Source organism: Cribrihabitans neustonicus, from assembly GCF_048820895.1.
Classification (GTDB): Bacteria; Pseudomonadota; Alphaproteobacteria; order Rhodobacterales; family Rhodobacteraceae; genus Cribrihabitans_A; species Cribrihabitans_A neustonicus.
On record NZ_JBMERQ010000002.1, the window covers coordinates 349116 to 364691 of the forward strand.

The window sequence follows — 15576 nt, forward strand, 5'->3', positions numbered from 1 at the left end:
AGTGCTTCGCGGCGGCGTCAAACGGAAAATGCACCGCTGCCCGCGCTTTCCGGCGTGCCGGTGGAGACATCGCGGGGCTGGCCCTGCGCGCGGGCGGTGGCGCTGGGCGGCTGGCCGAAGCGGGCGCGGTAGAGCTGGGCAAAGCGGCCCATGTGAGCAAAGCCGCAATCATGGGCGATGCTGCCGACGCTTCCACCTGCGTTGCCGCAAGCCTTGCCACCCGCCGGACGCGACAGCAGCAGATAGTGCGCCATGTCGAGCCTCCGGTCGCGCAGGTATTGCATCGGGCTGAGGCCGAAGCTGCCGCGGAACCCCGTTTGCAGGGAGCGCAGGCTGCAGCCCGCGGCGGAGGCGATGGCGGAGAGGCTGATCGGATCGGCAAGATGCGCGTGGATAAACTCCTGCGCGCGGCGGATCTGGGCGTTGCCTGCCTGCGGCGCGGGGCGGTCGAGGAGGTGGCGGATATTGCTCATCTGGCGGCTGAGAAAGCCGAGCATGAGCTGCTCCTCGATCGCGTGCTGTTGCAGGGCGGACCAAGCGCCGAATCCTTCCTGCTGGCTGGTGGCGGTCACGCACGCGGCGAACTGGCGCACCCAGTCTTGCAGCCCGCCCGCCACCGGCACCGCAGTGTCGAAGGCCACCGCTTCGGGCAGCTCCATGCCCGCGGCGCGTTCGGCGGTGTGGTGCAGGGCTTTGCGGCTGATCTGCAAAAGCAGCATCCGGCAATCCGCGTGCCAGGTCATCCGCGATTTCCGGTCCGGGTTCAGCACCGTGCCGATGCGCCGCCGGGAGGCAACCGCGGCGCTGCCGTTGGCCACTTCCGCATGGCCCGCGATCGGCAGCTGCACCAGGTAGAAATCGCGCAGTTCTTCCGGCGCGATCTGCACCTCCGCGCCGTAGCTGAGGAAGTTGAGCGATAGACTGCGTCCCGGCGCGTGGTTGTGACGGGTGTCGAACCCGGCGCCGCGGCCTGCGGGGATCAGCGCATGGTCGCAGAACTTGCGCGCGACCATCGCGCGCGCCTCGCCGATGTCGCGGCTGTGAAACCGCCGCCAGACCCGCAGCGGTTCGGCAGTGGATGTGGGGTATCGCGCGTCCATTGCGGCAGGCTAGCACGGAACTTGCGCGTATGGTGCCAGCTTTTGCGCTTTGTTGCGCATTCCGGATAATGGCTTTGCCGATCTGGCCCTAAGCTTGAGATCACGAGCTGACAAGGGAGGACAGCATGGCTCTGGATCAGGGAGTAACAAGGGCGGCCGAAGGGCTCAATGGCACGGCGTGGAACGTCGTCGGGCACACCTACACGCCAAAGCTGCACAGCGAAAACGCCTTCATCTGGCACGCGGTGATTCCGGACGGTACCTTCGTGCCGCCGCATGTGCACCCCACACAGGACGAATGGATCAACATGCTGGCGGGGGAGCTGGAAGTCGAATTCGGCGGGGACGTCCACAAGGCAGGTCCGGGGGACATCATCCGCATGCCAATGGGCGTGGCGCATGGCATCTTCAACCGCTCCGGCGAAGAGGCCACCTGCGTGTTTGGCGTCGCGCCTTCGCGCAAGCTCTATGATCTGTTCGGCGCGCTCGACGGGGTGACCGACCCTGAGGAGCTGGTGCGGCTGTCGGCGCTGCATGAGGTCGAGTTCCTGCCGCCACCGTCCGAATAAGGGAGGCGCACATGGTGAGACGGAAGAAGGTCGCCGTCATCGGCGGCGGGGTCAGCGGTTTGGCCGCAGCCAAGGCGTTTGCCGAAAAGGGCCACGAGGTGCTGGGCTTCGAGCGCAGCGAGGATCTGGGCGGCGTGTGGGAGCCGTCGCGCTCCTATCCCGGCGTGCAGACGCAGTCGCCCAAGGATCTGTATTGCTACACCGATCACCCGATGCCCGCGGACTATCCCGAGTGGCCCAAGGGACCGCAGGTGCATGCCTATCTGCATTCCTACGCGGAGAAGCACGATCTGCACCGTCTGTTCCAGCTCAATACCAACGTGCTGGAGATGGACCGGCGCCCGGACGGGCAGCCCGGCTGGCGGTTGGTGGTGGAGGCGGCGGGAGAAGCCCGCACTGTGGACGTGGACTTTGCCGTGGTCTGTAGTGGGCAGTTCTCGGAGAAGAACATCCTCACCCATCCGGGCCAGGAGGCGTTCATAGCCCGGGGCGGCGAAGTGATGCATTCCTCGGAATACCTCGACCCGACACAGGCCCGCGGCAAGCGCGTGGTGGTGCTGGGTGGCTCGAAGTCCGCCACCGACGTGGCGGTGAACGCGGCGCAGAACGGCGCCAGGCGGGTTCATCTGGTTTACCGGCAGAACGTCTGGCGGGTGCCCTATTTTGTCGGCGGCATCAATTTCAAGCGGCTGCTGTACATGCGCGCGCAGGAGGTGCAGTTCAATGGCTGGGGCCGCAGCTGGCTGCATAAGGCGCTTTACGGCATGGCCAAGCCCCTGATCTGGGCCAATTTCCGCGGGCTGGAGGCGCTGCTGAAGCTGCAGCTTGGCCTGAAGAAATGGGACATGGTGCCGGATGTGCCGATCGAGAAGGACGTCTCCTGCTCGGTGCCGATCGTGACGCCGGGGCTGTTCGAGGGCTTCAAGGACGGCTCCATTATCCCGGTCCGCTCCACCTTCGAGCGGTACGAGGGCGATGAGATCGTGCTGGAGAACGGTGCGCGCATCGGCGCCGACCTGGTGGTCTCGGCGGTCGGCTGGAAGCTGGGAATCCCTTATCTGGCGCAGCGCTATCTGGACAAGCTGATCGAGCCGGACGGGCAGTACCGCACCTACCGGCTCGCGGTGAACCCGGATCTGCCGGAAATGGGATTTGTCGGCTTCAACTCCAGCTTCTGCACCATCCTCTCGGCGGAAATGGTGGCGAACTGGCTGGTGCGCTACGCCGACGGGCAGCTGGCGCGTCAGCCCTCGCGGGCGGAAATGGAGGCGAACATCCAAATGATGCTCGACTGGCGCCGGAAGGAGCGCCCGGCGGCGCAGATTTACGGCGGCCTGTGCTCGGCGCCGTTTCATTTCAAGCACTTTGATGAGCTTTTAAGGGATATGGGTGCGACGCAATGGAAACGGCCGAACCCGCTTGTGGAGCAATTCGCCCCGCCCGATGCCGGCGCCTACGGCCGCTTCCTGGCGACAGCCCCGCAGTATCAGGCGGCCTGAAGGATGCCTCAAGCGCCTGCCGAACACGGCGGGCGCGACTTATGCGAGGCCGCCGGAAAGGCGGCGGGCAGATTTTCGAGTAAAGGGGGGGATGGTGCCCAGGAGAGGACTCGAACCTCCACGTCCATACGGACACTAGCACCTGAAGCTAGCGCGTCTACCAATTCCGCCACCTGGGCCGGTGTCGTGAGGAGGGCGTATAAGCGGAGTCGCGGGCAGGGTCAAACGGAAAATGCGCGTGGTGCCGGAATTTCTTTGACGTTCGTCTTGCAGACGTTTTCTCAAGTGAAACCAGAGCGTTGACACGTTTGTGCCTGGGCCGCGGCGGGGGGCACGGGACGGGGCGTTTGATCTTGCGCAAAGTGGTGGCGGCGCAGACGGGGCATAGGGCCATCATGACACAGATTGACCGCCTCCAAGCCCTTGGGCTGTTCGACAGCCGGGTGCCCCGCTACACCTCCTATCCGACCGCGCCGGTGTTCTCCGCCGCCGTGGGCGCTGCGGATCAGGCCCGCGCGCTGCAGGCGCTGGATCCGGAACAGCCGGTTTCGGTCTACTTGCATGTTCCCTTCTGCGAGCGGCTCTGCTGGTTCTGCGCCTGCCGCACCCAAGGCACCCGGACGCTGAGCCCAGTGGAAAGCTACATCGGCACGCTGGAGCAGGAGTTAGCGCTGGTGGCACCGCTTCTGCCCAAGGGCGTGCGGATGGGGCGGATGCATTGGGGCGGCGGCACGCCCACCATCCTGCCGCCCGCGCTGATCCGCCGACTAGCGCAGGCGGTGAAAGCGGTGTTTGCACCGGCGGAGGGCTGGGAGTTCTCGGTCGAGATCGACCCGACCCTGGTGGATGCGGAGAAGATCGCAGCGCTGGCGGCGGAGGGCATGAACCGTGCGAGCATAGGTATCCAGGACTTCGACCCGCTGGTGCAGGCGGCGATTGGCCGCGAGCAGCCGTTTGAGGTGACGCAGGACTGTGTTGTGGAGCTGCGCCAGGCTGGGATCACCTCGCTCAACGCCGATCTGGTCTACGGTCTGCCGCATCAGACGCAGGCGCGGATGGAAGACACGCTGGAAAAGGTGCTGCGCCTTGAGCCCGAGCGGCTGGCGCTCTTCGGTTATGCGCATGTGCCCTGGGTGGCGAAGCGGCAGCAGCTGATCAGGGAAGAGGCGCTGCCGGACGATCTGGCGCGCTACCATCTGGCGGGGCGGGCGGCGAAGTGGTTCCGGGACGCCGGATTTGCCGCCATCGGCATCGACCATTTTGCGCTCCCCGGTGACGGGCTGGAAGCGGCGGCGCGCAGCGGCCGCCTGCGGCGCAACTTTCAAGGCTACACGGACGACAGCTGCCCCACGCTGATCGGTTTTGGTGCATCGTCAATTTCGCGCTTTGCCGGCGGCTACATCCAGAACGCGGCGGCCACTCCGGCTTACGTGCAGCGGGTCGAGGCCGGGGAGCTGGCGGGCGTGCGTGGCCATATGCTGAGCGGGGAGGATTTTCTGCGGGGCCGGGCGATCGAGATGCTGATGTGCGATTTCCGTCTCGACCGGCGCGCGCTGCGGCAGCGTTTCGGCGAAGAGGCCGCGGTGCTGGATGCCGAGGTCGACGGAGTCGCCTCCCGGTTCGGCGATCTTGTGCGGCTGACGGGCGCGGCGCTGGAGATCCTGCCCGAAGGCCGCCCGCTCACCCGCATCATCGCGAGCACCTTTGACGCTCATAAGCTGGACGGAGTGCGCTACAGCCGCGCCTCCTGAGCGTGGATGCCGGGCAGCCGTGTGGAACCCGGCTGCGCTCATCCGGAGAATGCCTTCTCCCGGCAGGGTTCGCTGCATCCCGGACAGCACGCATCCCGCGCAGGCGCCTGAACTTCACCCCTTTACCGCGAGGCTGCGCCGCAACCGCGGGAAGGGCGTTAAAAAGGCAGGCTGCGCCGTGGTTTGGCCCCGAAACGCGGTCATTTGCGCCTTGTTTGACGCCTTTGGCGGCGCTAGAGCATAGGGGCAGCTAACTTCAGGAGCCAAGAGATGTCCAAACTGGTCACGATCTACGGCGGGTCCGGTTTCGTCGGCCGCTATATCGCGCGGCGCATGGCCAAGGCGGGCTGGCGGGTGCGGGTAGCCGTGCGCCGCCCCAATGAGGCCATGCATGTGAAGCCCTACGGCGTGCCGGGCCAGGTGGAGCCGGTGTTCTGCAACATTCGCGACGATGCCTCGGTAGCGGCGGTGATGCAGGGCGCGGATGCGGTGGTGAACTGCGTTGGGGTGCTGAACGAGGTCGGCAAGAACACGTTTGCGCAGGTGCATGCCGAAGGGGCGGCCCGGGTTGCCCGGATCGCGGCGGCGCAGGGTGTCTCCCATTTGGTCCAGATCTCGGCCATTGGCGCCGATGCCACCGGTGCAAGCGCTTATGCCCGCACCAAGGCCGCGGGCGAGGAAGCAGTGCTGCGCAACTTCCCTAACGCCGTGATCCTGCGGCCGTCGGTGATCTTCGGGCCCGAGGATAACTTTTTCAACCGGTTTGCCGGCATGACCCGGCTGTCGCCATTGCTGCCGATTGCGGGCGCCGGCACGAAGTTCCAGCCGGTTTACGTGGACGATGTCGCCAAGGCGGCCGTGAAGGCGGCCAAGGGCAAAGCCGCGCCCGGCATCTACGAGCTCGGCGGGCCGGAGGTGAAGAGCTTCCGCGAACTGATGCAGCAGATGCTGAAGGTGATCCACCGCCGCCGCCTGATCCTGCCGCTGCCGGGTTTCGTGGCGGCGATGATCGCCTTTGGCTTTGATATGCTGCAGAAGGCGAGCTTCCAGATTCTGGAGAACAAGATGCTGACCCGCGACCAGCTGAAGAACCTGAGGCGGGACAACGTGGTTTCCGCGGGCGCCAAGAGCTTTGCCGATCTCGGCATCAGCCCGGTCAGCCTGGAGGCAGTTCTGCCGGACTACCTGTGGAAGTTCCGCCCGTCGGGGCAGTATGACGAAATGACCCGATCGGCCCGCAATCTGCGCAAGAATGGCGCCTGATCTGCCGGCAGGCGAGGGAAACTGAAAGCGCGGGGGAGCCCCGCGCTTCATTGTTCGCTGGGTCAGCTGCTGTAAGCGACGGACAGCAGCACCACGCCAAGAACCACCCGGTAAATCACGTAGGGCGTGAAACTGACCGAGCGCAGCATTCGCATCATTATGCTGAGGGCGGCAAGCGCGGCAAGCATGGCAAGCGCGGCGGCGAAGGCGGCGTCGCGCAGCAGGGCCAGATTCGCGTCAACGGCCACTTCGGTGCCCAGCAGGATTCCTGAGGCCATGATTGCCGGTATCGACATCAGCATGGCGATCCGGGCGCCGTCTTCGCGGGTGTAGCCGAGCTGCCGGGCGCTGGTGATGGTGATGCCGGAGCGGGAGGTCCCGGGAATCAGCGCCAGCGCCTGCCACAGCCCCATGATCAGCGCATCGCGCACACACCAATCGTTTGCCCGCTTGACGGTGGCGCCTCTCTGGTCTGCCCAATAGAGTATCAGGCCAAAGCTCAGCATGGTCCAGCCGATCACCTCCATCGAGCGCAGTGCTTGGCTTAAGCCGGTGAAATGCAGCACGGCGCCCAGAATTACGGTGGGAATGGTCGCAATAATCAGCCCCATGGCGAGCTTGGCCCCATGGGTGTCCGTGCGGCCCGCGAGCGCCCGCGGCATGCCGGCCAGCCCTTCCTTCACATCGCTCCAGAAATACAGCAGCACAGCGGCCAGCGTTCCCACGTGAACGGCCACGTCGATAACCTGGCCTTGGTCGCTCAGTCCAGTCACCCCGGGCAGCAGAATCAGGTGGCCCGAAGAGGACACGGGCAGGAATTCGGTAACCCCTTGAATCAGTGCAACCAGAAACAACTGGAATAGTGGCATCTGCCGATGGTCCTGTTTTTGTTGTGAGCCGCTCGTAGCCTTACATACATATGTATAATTCCAGTGAATGGGATGGAAGAAGGTAAATAGGTCCGATTAGGACCTAAAAATACTGTACTTTTACCCGAGAGTCGCTATCAGAGGACAGTCGCTGGCAAAATAGGTCAGCATAGTTGACATAAAGCGGGGCAGTGCCTGGACAGGCGGTCTCGCAGCCAGGCAAATAATGGAGTCCAACCCGTGGCCAAGCAACCGATGCTGAAATTTGTGCAGATCGAACGCGACATGCCGGAGAAGCGTGATGCCAGCCTGCGCAAGGAAGACTTCAACGAGATCTACGCGGAGTTCGCCGCCGCCAAGGCCGAAGAGCAGGCCAGCCGCTGCAGCCAGTGTGGCGTTCCTTACTGTCAGAGCCACTGCCCGCTGCACAACAACATCCCCGACTGGCTGCGGCTGACCGCGACCGGCCGCCTGGAAGAGGCCTATGAGGTCAGCCAGGCGACCAACACCTTCCCCGAGATTTGCGGCCGGATTTGCCCGCAGGACCGCCTGTGCGAAGGCAACTGCGTGATCGAGCAGTCCGGCCACGGCACCGTCACCATCGGCTCGGTCGAAAAATACATCACCGACACCGCATGGGAGAAGGGGTGGGTGAAGCCCGCTGCCCCGGCCGCCGAACGCAGCGAGAGCGTCGGCATTATCGGCGCGGGCCCCGGCGGGCTGGCGGCGGCGGACATGCTGCGCAAGGCGGGCGTGCAGGTCACCGTCTATGACCGCTATGACCGGGCCGGCGGGCTGCTGATGTATGGCATTCCCGGCTTCAAGCTGGAAAAGGACGTGGTGGAGCGCCGCAACAAGCTGCTCGCTGACGGCGGCGTTACTTTCGTCCTCAACTGCAACGTGGGCGAGGACATCGCCTTCGAGGAGATCCGCGCCAAGCATGACGCGGTGATTATTGCCACTGGCGTCTACAAATCGCGCGATCTGTCTATGCCCGGCAGCGGCGCCGAAGGCATCGTGAAGGCGATCGACTTCCTCACCGCGTCCAACAAGCGAGGCTTTGGCGACGTGGTGCCTGAGTTCGAGAGCGGCGCGCTTAACGCGGCGGGCAAGAAGGTCGTGGTGATCGGCGGCGGCGATACCGCAATGGACTGCGTGCGCACCTCGATCCGCCAGGGCGCAACCAGTGTGAAGTGCCTCTACCGCCGTGATCGGGCCAACATGCCGGGCTCCCAGCGCGAGACCCAGAACGCCGAGGAAGAGGGCGTGATCTTCGAGTGGCTGTCGGCGCCGAAGGGCTTCACTGACAATGGCGGCAAGGTCGCGGGGGTGATGGTGCAGAAGATGCGCCTGGGCCAGCCGGATGCCTCGGGCCGCCAGGCACCGGAGGTGATCGAGGGCGCGGACTATGTGGAGGAGGCCGACCTGGTGATCAAAGCGCTGGGTTTCGAGCCGGAGGATCTGCCGTCGCTTTGGGGCCAGCCGGAGCTGCCGGTGACCCGCTGGGGCACAATCAAGGCGGAGTTCCAGACCGGCGCCACCGCGCTCGACGGGGTCTATGCGGTTGGCGACATCGTGCGCGGCGCCTCGCTGGTGGTCTGGGCAATCCGCGACGGCCGCGACTGCGCCGCCGCGATCCTGGAGCGCCTGGGCAGCCGCGCCGCAGTGGCGGCCGAATAAGCGGCACCGGGGACCACACAGCCCAAAAAGGTCAAAAATATTGACCTATCCAGCCAAAAGGCCCGAGCGGCCAGCAAGAGGACAGAAGCGATGGGGGAGTTGAACGGGCAATGCATGTGCGGTGCGGTGAAGGTGTCCGCGACGCCTGCGCGCGCTGCGCTGTCGGCTTGCCACTGCAAGATGTGCCAGCGCTGGGCCGGCGGGCCGTTCCTCAGCTTTCAGGCCGCGCCGGGCTTTGCTGCGCTGGGGCCGGTGCAGACCTTTCAGTCCTCGGGCTGGGCCGAACGCGCCTTCTGCGCCAGCTGCGGCTCTGCGCTGTGGTACCGCATGACCGCAGGGAAAAATCAGGGCCAGACGCAGATCGCGGCGGGCCTTTTTGACAACGCAGGCGGCAGCGAGCTGCGCCTGGAACTCTACATCGACCAAAAGCCAGCGGGCTATGCGTTCGACAGCAGCTGCCGGAAACTGACCGGTGCCGAGATGATCGAAATGTTTGCCCCTTCCGGAGAAGGAAACAGCCAATGACCAAGTATGATGCCGATTGGGTGCGCGCCGAGGAAGCCAAGCGCAAGTGGATGGCTGAAAACGGCCTGTATTCCGAGGAGGAGGAGCATTCTTCCTGCGGCGTCGGCCTGGTGGTTTCGGTCGACGGCAAGAAAAGCCGCAAGGTGGTGCAGGCGGGCATCAACGCGCTGAAGGCGATCTGGCACCGCGGCGCGGTGGATGCCGACGGCATGACCGGCGACGGCGCCGGCATCCACGTGCAGATCCCTGTGCCCTTCTTCCACGATCAGATCCGCCGCACCGGCCACGAGCCGCGCGAGGACCAGCTGATGGCAGTTGGCCAGGTGTTCCTGCCGCGCACCGACTTCGGCGCGCAGGAGCGCTGCCGCACCATCGTGGAAAGCGAAGTGCTGCGCATGGGCTACTACATCTACGGCTGGCGCCACGTGCCGGTGGATGTGAACTGCCTGGGCGAAAAGGCCAATGCGACCCGTCCCGAGATCGAGCAGATCCTGATCTCCAACGCCAAGGGCGTGGACGAGGAGACCTTCGAGCGCGAGCTCTACGTGATCCGCCGCCGCATCGAGAAGGCCGCCGCCGCGGCTGGCATTGCCGGGCTCTACATTGCCTCGCTCAGCTGCCGCTCGATCATCTACAAGGGCATGATGCTCGCCGAGCAGGTTGCGGTGTTCTACCCCGACCTCAACGACCTGCGCTTTGAAAGCGCTTTTGCGATCTATCACCAGCGCTATTCCACCAACACCTTCCCGCAATGGTGGCTGGCGCAGCCGTTCCGCATGCTGGCCCACAACGGCGAGATCAACACGCTGAAGGGCAACCTGAACTGGATGAAGAGCCATGAGATCCGCATGGCCTCCTCGACGTTTGGCGACTACGCCGAGGACATCAAACCGATCGTGCCGGGCGGCTCTTCGGACTCCGCTGCGCTGGATTCGGTCTTCGAGGTGCTGGTGCGCGCCGGCCGCTCGGCGCCGATGGCCAAGACCATGCTGGTGCCGGAAAGCTGGTCCAAGCAGGCGGTCGAGCTGCCGCAGGCCTGGCGCGACATGTACTCCTACTGCAACTCGGTGATGGAGCCCTGGGACGGCCCGGCGGCACTTGCAATGACCGACGGCCGCTGGGTCTGCGCTGGTCTCGACCGCAACGGCTTGCGCCCGATGCGTTACGTGGTGACGGGTGACGGGCTGGTGATCGCGGGTTCCGAGGCAGGCATGGTGCCGATCGACGAGGCCACCGTGGTGGAGAAGGGCGCGCTCGGCCCGGGCCAGATGCTGGCCGTGGACATGGAAAAGGGCCTGCTCTACCACGACACCGAGATCAAGAACAAACTCTCCCGCGCGCTGCCCTTCGGCGACTGGGTGCAGAAGATCAACGATGTGGACCCCGTTCTGGCGGGCGTACAGGAGAAGGCGCTGTTTTCCGGAGCGGAGCTGCGCAAGCGGCAGATCGCGGCCGGCTACTCGGTGGAGGAGCTGGAGCAGATCCTCGCGCCGATGGCCGAGGACGGTAAGGAAGCGCTCGCCTCGATGGGCGATGACACGCCCTCCGCGGTGCTGTCCAAGCAGTACCGGCCGCTGAGCCACTTCTTCCGGCAGAACTTCTCCCAGGTGACCAACCCGCCGATCGACAGCTTGCGCGAATTCCGGGTGATGTCGCTCAAGACCCGCTTCGGCAATCTCAAGAACGTGCTGGACGAGGACAGCTCCCAGACCGAGATCATCGTGCTGGAGAGCCCCTTCGTCGGCAACGCCCAATGGGACAAGCTGGTCGAGCAGTTCAACGCGCCGCTGGCGGAGATCGACTGTACCTTCACCCCCGGCAAGGGCGCACTGAGCGCCGCGCTTGCGCGCATCCGCGCCGAGGCAGAGGAAGCCGTGCGCTCGGGCGCAGGCCACCTGGTTCTGAGCGATCAGTTCTCCGGTCCTGAGAAGGTTGCGATGCCGATGATCCTCGCGACCTCCGCCGTGCATTCGCATCTGACCCGCAAGGGCCTGCGCACCTTCTGCTCGCTCAACGTGCGCTCCGCCGAATGCATCGACCCGCATTACTTCGCGGTGCTGATCGGCTGCGGCGCCACCGTAGTGAACGCCTACCTGGCGGAAGACTCGCTGGCCGACCGTATCGAGCGCGGCCTGCTGGACGGCACCCTCACCGAAAACGTCGCCCGCTACCGCGAAGCCATCGACCAGGGCCTGCTGAAGATCATGGCCAAGATGGGCATCTCGGTGGTTTCCTCCTACCGGGGCGGGCTGAACTTCGAGGCCGTGGGCCTTTCCCGCGCCATGTGCGCGGAGTATTTCCCCGGCATGACCAGCCGAATCTCCGGCATCGGCGTGAACGGCATCCAGGTGAAGGCGGAGGAAATTCACGCCAAGGCCTGGAAATCCCCCGAGGGCGTGCTGCCGATCGGCGGCTTCTATAAGGCGCGCAAGACCGGCGAGACCCACGCCTGGGAAGCGACCTCTATGCACATGATGCAGATGGCCTGCAACCGCGCGTCCTATGAGCTGTGGAAGCAGTACTCCGCGAAGATGCAGGGCAACCCGCCGATCCACCTGCGCGACCTTCTGGACATCAAGCCGCTGGGCAAGCCGGTGCCGATTGAAGAAGTCGAATCGATCACCTCGATCCGCAAGCGCTTCGTGACCCCCGGCATGTCGCTGGGCGCGCTCAGCCCCGAAGCGCACAAGACGCTGAACGTGGCAATGAACCGCATCGGTGCCAAATCCGACTCGGGCGAGGGCGGCGAAGACCCGGCACACTTCGTGCCGGAGCCGAACGGCGACAACCCGTCGGCGAAGATCAAGCAGGTCGCCTCGGGCCGGTTCGGGGTGACCGCGGAATACCTCAACCAGTGCGAAGAGCTGGAAATCAAGGTGGCCCAGGGTGCGAAGCCCGGCGAGGGCGGCCAGCTGCCGGGAATGAAGGTCACCGACCTGATTGCCCGCCTGCGCCACTCGACCAAGGGCGTGACCCTGATCTCGCCGCCGCCGCACCACGACATCTACTCGATCGAGGATCTGGCGCAGCTGATCTATGACCTGAAACAGATCAACCCGCGCTGCAAGGTGACGGTGAAGCTGGTGGCGTCCTCGGGCGTCGGCACCATCGCCGCAGGCGTCGCGAAGGCCAAGGCCGACATCATCCTGATCTCGGGCCACAACGGCGGCACCGGGGCGTCGCCCGCGACCTCGATCAAATACGCGGGCCTGCCGTGGGAGATGGGACTCACAGAGGCGCATCAGGTGCTGGCGATGAACAACCTGCGCGGCCGGGTGACCCTGCGCACCGACGGCGGCCTCCGCACAGGGCGCGACATCGTGATGGCAGCGATGATGGGGGCCGAGGAATACGGCATCGGCACTGCGGCCCTGATCGCCATGGGCTGCATCATGGTGCGCCAGTGCCAGTCCAACACCTGCCCGGTGGGGGTCTGCACCCAGGACGAGAGCCTGCGCGCCAAGTTCACCGGCAACGCCGACAAGGTGGTGAACCTGATCACCTTCTACGCTCAGGAAGTGCGCGAGATTCTCGCCAACATCGGCGCGCGCTCGCTGGACGAGGTGATTGGCCGGGCCGATCTGCTGGCACAGGTCTCCCGCGGCTCTGCGCATCTGGATGATCTCGACCTGAACCCGCTGCTGATCACTGTCGATGGCGCCGACAGCATCGTCTATAACCGCGACAAGGCGCGCAACGCGGTGCCCGATACGCTGGATGCAGAGATCGTGCGCGATGCCGCCCGCTTCCTGCAGGACGGCGAGAAGATGCAGCTGTCCTACGCGGTGCAGAACACCCACCGCACCGTGGGCACCCGCACCTCGAGCCATATCGTGCGCAACTTCGGCATGCGCAACTCGTTCCTGCCGGACCACCTGACGGTGAAGCTGCAGGGCTCGGCCGGCCAGTCGCTGGGCGCCTTTGCCGCGCCGGGGCTGAAGCTGGAGGTCTCGGGCGATGCCAACGACTATGTCGGCAAGGGGCTGTCCGGCGGCACCATCGTGGTGCGCCCGCCGCAGGTGAGCCCGCTCACCGCGTCCGAAAACACCATCATCGGCAACACTGTGCTCTACGGCGCCACCGCGGGCTACCTGTTTGCCGCGGGCCGCGCGGGCGAGCGCTTTGCGGTGCGGAACTCCGGCGCCTCGGTGGTGGTCGAGGGCTGCGGCGCCTGCGGCTGCGAATACATGACCGGCGGGGTGGCGGTCATCCTCGGCTCGATCGGCGCCAACTTCGGCGCGGGCATGACCGGCGGCATGGCGTACCTCTATGATCCGGAGGGCAAATCGGAGACGCTGCTGAACCGCGAATCGCTGGTTACCTGCCCGGTGACGGTGGCGCATTGGGAAGCGCAGCTGAAAGGCCTGATCGAACGCCACCTGCAGGAAACCGGCAGCCGCAAGGCGGCAGAAATCCTGCAGCACTGGGAAGCCGAACGGCTGAACTTCGTGCAGGTCTGCCCGAAGGAAATGCTCGACAAGCTGGAACATCCGGTGGCGCTGGAAGAGACCGCGGTGCCCGCGGAATAACTCCGCGCCTTCCTCTGCACGGAAAACCCCGCAGGCCACCGCCCGCGGGGTTTTTCTGCGTCACACCCCCCGCGCGCTTTCTGACCCCATGTACCCTGGGGTGAATTCGGTCAAAAGCCCAAGAGGGGCAGCGCCCTCTCTGCTTTACCCCGTCACGTCTGTATGGATTCGGCGGATTGCGGCAGCGGGGCAACTGACCCTTTGTGCACGGACCACCTCCGTCTTATAGAGGGGCATGGCTAAGGCAGGCGCAAAGAAGAATAAATCCCAAGGCGGGACCAAGGGCAGTCCCAAGGGCAAGGCAAAAGCGGGCGGCAACGTGCTGCAGCGGCTGAAGCGCTGGCTCTTCAGGGCGGTGCTGGCGGTGGCGGCGCTATTCGTAGCGCTGGTGCTGCTGTTTTCCGTGGTGAACCCGCCGATCACCCATACCATCTGGGCCGAGCAGCGCCGCCTGGGCGAGGTCGACCGGATGTGGGTGCCGCTGGAGGAGATGGCGCCGGTGCTCGCGCGATCGGTGGTCGCCGCGGAGGATGCACGGTTCTGCCAGCACTGGGGCTTTGATGCGGCGGCGATCCAGGCGGCGATTGCCGCGGGCGGGCGGCGCGGCGGTTCCACCATCTCCCAGCAGGTGGTGAAGAACGTCTTCCTCTGGCAGGGCCGCAGCTGGCCGCGCAAGGTGCTGGAGACTCTGCTCACGCCGCTGGTGGAGGCGGTCTGGAGCAAGCGCCGCATCCTCGAAGTCTATCTGAACGTGGCAGAGATGGATGAAGGCGTGTTTGGTGCCGAGGCCGCGGCGCGGCGCTACTTCGGGGTCGGCCCGGAGGCGCTCACCGCGCGGCAGGCGGCGCTGATTGCGGCGGTGCTGCCTGACCCCAAGGACCGCTCGGCGCGCAGGCCCGGCGGTTTTACCCAACGGCGCGCCGCGCAGATCATGGACGGGGCGGCCACCATCCGCGCAGACGGGCGCGCGGCCTGTTTCGAGGATTGAAGTTTTGCCCGCCGCAGGGCATTGCTGGAGCATCCGCCGCAACCCGTCCCGCAACCCGTTTTCAGGAGACTTCAGACGCCCATGGCCCGCCTGTATCACGTCCCGCTTTCGCCTTTCTGCCGCAAGGTGCGTTTGTCGCTCGCGGAAAAGAAGATCGAGGTGGAGCTGGTCGAGGAGCGCTACTGGGAGCAGGACGCCGATTTCCTGCGCCGCAACCCGGCCGCGAAAATTCCGGTGGTGCGGCTGGACGGCAAGATGATGGCCGAAAGCGCGGCGATCTGCGAATACCTCGAGGAAACCCGCCCCGAGCCGCCGCTGATGCCGCGCGATGCCGAGGGCCGCTACGAGGTGCGCCGGCTGGTGAGCTGGTTCGATGACAAGTTCCACCACGAAGTGACCGCGAACCTGCTTTATGAGCGGGTCAATAAGAAGATCACCGGCCAGGGCTACCCCGACAGCCGCAACGTGAAGGCCGGCGCCAAGGCGATCAAGTACCACCTGGACTACATGGCCTGGCTCCTCGATCACCGCCGCTGGCTGGCGGGCGACCAGATGACGCTGGCCGATTTTGCCGCTGCCGCGCACCTGTCATCGCTGGATTACATTTCGGATGTGGACTGGAACCGCTCGGCGGTGGTGAAGGACTGGTACGCCAAGATCAAGTCGCGCCCGGCCTTCCGCTCCATCCTTGCCGACCAGGTGCCGGGCTTCCGCCCGCCCCCGCATTACGCCGACCTCGATTTCTGATAGAACGGGGGAAGGGGCGCTGCCCCTCTTGGGCCCTTGGCCCAATTCACCCCGGG

The 15576-nt window shown here is 65.4% G+C and carries 11 protein-coding genes and 1 tRNA gene; 9 read left to right on the top strand and 3 right to left on the bottom strand.

Annotation, left to right across the window (positions count from 1 at the left end):
* Positions 1 to 17 precede the first annotated feature (17 nt).
* Complete coding sequence (locus ACOHWE_RS06805) at positions 18 to 1100, bottom strand: AraC-like ligand-binding domain-containing protein (RefSeq protein ID WP_420665184.1); 1083 nt, start codon at positions 1098 to 1100, stop codon at positions 18 to 20.
* A gap of 125 nt (positions 1101 to 1225) precedes the next feature.
* Here ACOHWE_RS06805 and ACOHWE_RS06810 point away from each other — a divergent pair, with 125 nt between their 5' ends.
* Positions 1226 to 1669, top strand: a complete 444-nt coding sequence (locus tag ACOHWE_RS06810; RefSeq protein WP_420665185.1) for a cupin domain-containing protein — start codon at positions 1226 to 1228, stop codon at positions 1667 to 1669.
* An 11-nt stretch (positions 1670 to 1680) separates the two neighbouring features.
* On the top strand, positions 1681 to 3168 hold the full coding sequence (locus ACOHWE_RS06815) for a flavin-containing monooxygenase (RefSeq protein ID WP_420665186.1): 1488 nt from the start codon (positions 1681 to 1683) through the stop codon (positions 3166 to 3168).
* A 92-nt stretch (positions 3169 to 3260) separates the two neighbouring features.
* On the opposite strand, the gene ACOHWE_RS06820 is transcribed toward ACOHWE_RS06815, so the two are convergent.
* Positions 3261 to 3347: transfer RNA gene (locus ACOHWE_RS06820), tRNA-Leu, on the bottom strand.
* A gap of 216 nt (positions 3348 to 3563) precedes the next feature.
* Between ACOHWE_RS06820 and hemN the strand changes: the two genes are divergently transcribed.
* Together hemN and ACOHWE_RS06830 are read left to right on the top strand one after the other, a co-directional pair.
* The gene (gene hemN / locus ACOHWE_RS06825; protein WP_420665187.1) at positions 3564 to 4919 is read left to right on the top strand and encodes an oxygen-independent coproporphyrinogen III oxidase; all 1356 of its coding nucleotides are present in this window, start codon (positions 3564 to 3566) and stop codon (positions 4917 to 4919) included.
* 270 nt (positions 4920 to 5189) lie between these two features.
* Positions 5190 to 6182, top strand: a complete 993-nt coding sequence (locus ACOHWE_RS06830) for a complex I NDUFA9 subunit family protein (protein WP_420665188.1) — start codon at positions 5190 to 5192, stop codon at positions 6180 to 6182.
* A 62-nt stretch (positions 6183 to 6244) separates the two neighbouring features.
* Here ACOHWE_RS06830 and ACOHWE_RS06835 read toward each other — a convergent pair whose 3' ends face one another.
* Complete coding sequence (locus ACOHWE_RS06835; RefSeq protein WP_420665189.1) at positions 6245 to 7051, bottom strand: undecaprenyl-diphosphate phosphatase; 807 nt, start codon at positions 7049 to 7051, stop codon at positions 6245 to 6247.
* Positions 7052 to 7291: 240 nt separating this feature from the next.
* Here ACOHWE_RS06835 and ACOHWE_RS06840 point away from each other — a divergent pair, with 240 nt between their 5' ends.
* The 5 genes from ACOHWE_RS06840 (at position 7292) to fzlA (ending at position 15520) form a co-directional block, all read left to right on the top strand.
* Positions 7292 to 8731: an NAD(P)-dependent oxidoreductase gene (locus ACOHWE_RS06840; RefSeq protein WP_420665190.1), complete on the top strand. Its 1440-nt coding sequence runs from the start codon at positions 7292 to 7294 to the stop codon at positions 8729 to 8731.
* A 90-nt stretch (positions 8732 to 8821) separates the two neighbouring features.
* Positions 8822 to 9256 carry a GFA family protein gene (locus tag ACOHWE_RS06845; RefSeq protein WP_420665191.1) on the top strand — a complete coding sequence of 145 codons (435 nt, stop codon included), beginning with the start codon at positions 8822 to 8824 and terminating at the stop codon, positions 9254 to 9256.
* Positions 9253 to 13785, top strand: coding sequence for a glutamate synthase large subunit (gltB, locus tag ACOHWE_RS06850; protein WP_420665192.1), 4533 nt, complete (start codon positions 9253 to 9255; stop codon positions 13783 to 13785). Before ACOHWE_RS06845 ends, gltB begins: the two co-directional genes overlap by 4 nt.
* Before the next feature lie 235 nt (positions 13786 to 14020).
* Entirely contained in the window at positions 14021 to 14773 is a 753-nt protein-coding gene (mtgA, locus tag ACOHWE_RS06855; protein ID WP_420665193.1) for a monofunctional biosynthetic peptidoglycan transglycosylase, read from the top strand.
* An 81-nt stretch (positions 14774 to 14854) separates the two neighbouring features.
* Complete coding sequence (gene fzlA / locus ACOHWE_RS06860) at positions 14855 to 15520, top strand: FtsZ-binding protein FzlA (protein ID WP_420665194.1); 666 nt, start codon at positions 14855 to 14857, stop codon at positions 15518 to 15520.
* Positions 15521 to 15576: the final 56 nt, after the last annotated feature.

What these genes read in the sequence shown, in the direction of transcription:
- gltB (WP_420665192.1), top strand. Translation starts at nt 9,253, where the DNA reads ATGACCAAGTATGATGCCGATTGGGTGCGCGCCGAGGAAGCCAAGCGC.
- ACOHWE_RS06810 (WP_420665185.1), top strand. Translation starts at nt 1,226, where the DNA reads ATGGCTCTGGATCAGGGAGTAACAAGGGCGGCCGAAGGGCTCAATGGC.
- mtgA (WP_420665193.1), top strand. Translation starts at nt 14,021, where the DNA reads ATGGCTAAGGCAGGCGCAAAGAAGAATAAATCCCAAGGCGGGACCAAG.
- ACOHWE_RS06815 (WP_420665186.1), top strand. Translation starts at nt 1,681, where the DNA reads ATGGTGAGACGGAAGAAGGTCGCCGTCATCGGCGGCGGGGTCAGCGGT.
- ACOHWE_RS06835 (WP_420665189.1), bottom strand. Translation starts at nt 7,051, where the DNA reads ATGCCACTATTCCAGTTGTTTCTGGTTGCACTGATTCAAGGGGTTACC.
- ACOHWE_RS06805 (WP_420665184.1), bottom strand. Translation starts at nt 1,100, where the DNA reads ATGGACGCGCGATACCCCACATCCACTGCCGAACCGCTGCGGGTCTGG.
- ACOHWE_RS06845 (WP_420665191.1), top strand. Translation starts at nt 8,822, where the DNA reads ATGGGGGAGTTGAACGGGCAATGCATGTGCGGTGCGGTGAAGGTGTCC.
- hemN (WP_420665187.1), top strand. Translation starts at nt 3,564, where the DNA reads ATGACACAGATTGACCGCCTCCAAGCCCTTGGGCTGTTCGACAGCCGG.
- ACOHWE_RS06830 (WP_420665188.1), top strand. Translation starts at nt 5,190, where the DNA reads ATGTCCAAACTGGTCACGATCTACGGCGGGTCCGGTTTCGTCGGCCGC.
- fzlA (WP_420665194.1), top strand. Translation starts at nt 14,855, where the DNA reads ATGGCCCGCCTGTATCACGTCCCGCTTTCGCCTTTCTGCCGCAAGGTG.